The following is a 2023-nucleotide window of genomic DNA, read 5'->3' as shown; positions in this document are numbered from 1 at the left end:
CGCGCGCGTGGTCGTGACCAGCGGCGGGACGGGTGTCGGCCCGCGCGACCGCACCCCGGAGGCGACGCGCGCCGTCGTCGACCGTGAGCTGCCCGGGGTGGCCGAGGCGCTGCGGCGCGCGGGGGCGACGCACCTGCCGTCCGCGGTGCTCTCCCGCGGGATCGCCGGGGTGACCGACGCCGGCGCCGTCGTCGTGAACCTCCCCGGGTCCCCGAACGGCGTGCGCGAGGGGCTCGAGGTGCTCGCGCCGCTGCTCCCCCACCTGCTGGACCAGCTCGACGGGGGTGGCCACGGATGAGCGCCGTCGGCACGGCGCGCCTCGCCGCCCTCACCGCCGCGCCGCTCGACCTCGCGGCGCACGTCGCCGCGGTGGCGGACCCGCGCGCGGGTGCCATCGCGACCTTCCTCGGGCAGGTCCGCGACCACGACCCGTCCGTGGCGGGCGAGGTCGTGGCGCTCGACTACTCGGCCCACCCCGACGCGGCGGCGGTGCTCGCGCGCCTCGCCGACACCGCGGCGCGCACCGACGGGGTGATCGGCGTCGCCGTCTCCCACCGTGTCGGGCTCCTCGGGGTGGGCGAGGTCGCCGTCGTGGCGGCCGTCGCCAGCGCGCACCGCGACCTCGCGTTCACCGCGTGCCGCGAGCTGGTCGAGCGCGTGAAGGCCGAGCTGCCGGTGTGGAAGCGCGAGGTCCTGCGGGACGGGTCGCACGTCTGGGTGGGCTCGGCATGACCGGGCCGCGGCCGGGCCCTTCGCCGGACGCTCCGTCCGGCGACGCGGGCCCGGGCGCCGTCGCGCCGCTCGTCGACCGGTTTGGGCGCGTGCACCGGGACCTGCGGATCTCGCTCACCGACCGGTGCTCGCTGCGCTGCACCTACTGCATGCCGGCCGAGGGCGTCCCGTGGCTCCAGGGCTCGACCATGCTCAGCACCGACGAGCTCGTGCGCATCGCGCGCGTCGCCGTCGAGCAGGGGGTCAGCGAGATCCGCCTCACGGGCGGGGAGCCGCTGCTGCGGCCGGACGTGGTCGACGTCGTGCGCCGGATGGCGGCGCTCGAGGGTCCGGCCGGGCGCCCCGAGGTCTCCCTGACCACCAACGCGCTGCGCCTGCCCGCGCTCGCCGCGCCCCTGCGCGACGCCGGGCTGGCGCGGGTCAACATCAGCATCGACACCCTCGACCGCGAGCGCTTCAAGGCCCTGACGCGGCGCGACCGCCTCCACGACACGCTCGCGGGCATCGCGGCGGCCGACTCGGTGGGCTTCTCGCCGATCAAGCTCAACGCCGTCGCCATGCGCGGCGTCAACGACGGCGAGGTGGTCGACCTGGTCCGGTACGCCGTCGACCGCGGCTACCAGATGCGCTTCATCGAGCAGATGCCGCTCGACGCCGGCCACACGTGGGACCGCACGGCGATGGTCACCCAGGCCGAGGTCCTCGCGTCGCTGCGGGCGGCGTTCACGCTCACCGAGGTGCCCGGGCGCGGGTCGGCCCCCGCCGAGACCTGGTACGTCGACGGCGGCCCCGCGACGGTGGGCGTCATCGCGTCGGTGACCGCCCCGTTCTGCGGCACCTGCGACCGCGTGCGGCTCACGGCCGACGGGCAGCTGCGCTCGTGCCTCTTCTCGCGCACCGAGACCGACCTGCGCACCCTGCTGCGCGAGGGCGCCGACGACGCCGCGCTCGCCGCCGCGATCCGCCGCTGCCTCGCGGGCAAGAAGCCGGGCCACGACATCGACGACCCGACGTTCCTGCAGCCGGACCGCCCCATGAGCGCCATCGGCGGCTGACCGCCTCGGCGCCGGCCCGGCGCGTGGGTCAGCCGCCCGCGAAGGGTGGCAGGACGTCGAGCGTGGCGCCGGCGGGGACCTCGTCTTCGCCCTCGACGCGGGTGCCGTCGGCGAGCAGCGCGCAGCGGGTGAGCACCCGTGCGAGGTCGGCGCCGTGGGCGGCCACCATCGCGGCGCGGAGCTCGTCGGCGGTCCCGGCGGCCAGCGCCTCCGTCGCGACACCGGCGGCCTCGGCC

4 protein-coding genes are annotated in these 2023 nt (G+C 77.4%); 3 read left to right on the top strand and 1 reads right to left on the bottom strand.

Annotation, left to right across the window (positions count from 1 at the left end; translation table 11 throughout):
• The 3 genes from IDM29_RS16480 to moaA all read left to right on the top strand — a co-directional run.
• A partial coding sequence (locus tag IDM29_RS16480; protein ID WP_188037817.1) for a molybdenum cofactor biosynthesis protein B occupies window positions 1-298 on the top strand: 298 nt, incomplete at its 5' end.
• Entirely contained in the window at window positions 295-732 is a 438-nt protein-coding gene (locus tag IDM29_RS16475) for a molybdenum cofactor biosynthesis protein MoaE (protein ID WP_188037816.1), read from the top strand. The genes IDM29_RS16480 and IDM29_RS16475, both read left to right, overlap by 4 nt.
• On the top strand, window positions 729-1787 hold the full coding sequence (moaA, locus tag IDM29_RS16470; RefSeq protein WP_188037815.1) for a GTP 3',8-cyclase MoaA: 1059 nt from the start codon (window positions 729-731) through the stop codon (window positions 1785-1787). The genes IDM29_RS16475 and moaA overlap by 4 nt, the downstream gene beginning before the upstream one ends.
• Before the next feature lie 28 nt (window positions 1788-1815).
• Here the strand turns inward: moaA and IDM29_RS16465 are convergent.
• Window positions 1816-2023, bottom strand: a 208-nt coding sequence (locus tag IDM29_RS16465) for a MoaD/ThiS family protein (protein ID WP_188037814.1), incomplete at its 5' end; no start/stop codon positions are given.

The sequence above is a fragment of the Actinotalea sp. JY-7885 genome, from assembly GCF_014525465.1.
Lineage (GTDB): Bacteria > Actinomycetota > Actinomycetes > Actinomycetales > Cellulomonadaceae > Actinotalea.
The sequence above is the reverse complement of the archived record's forward strand: the minus strand, read 5'-3'. Positions and strand labels throughout refer to the sequence as shown.

What these genes read in the sequence shown, in the direction of transcription:
- IDM29_RS16475 (WP_188037816.1), top strand. Translation starts at nt 295, where the DNA reads ATGAGCGCCGTCGGCACGGCGCGCCTCGCCGCCCTCACCGCCGCGCCG.
- moaA (WP_188037815.1), top strand. Translation starts at nt 729, where the DNA reads ATGACCGGGCCGCGGCCGGGCCCTTCGCCGGACGCTCCGTCCGGCGAC.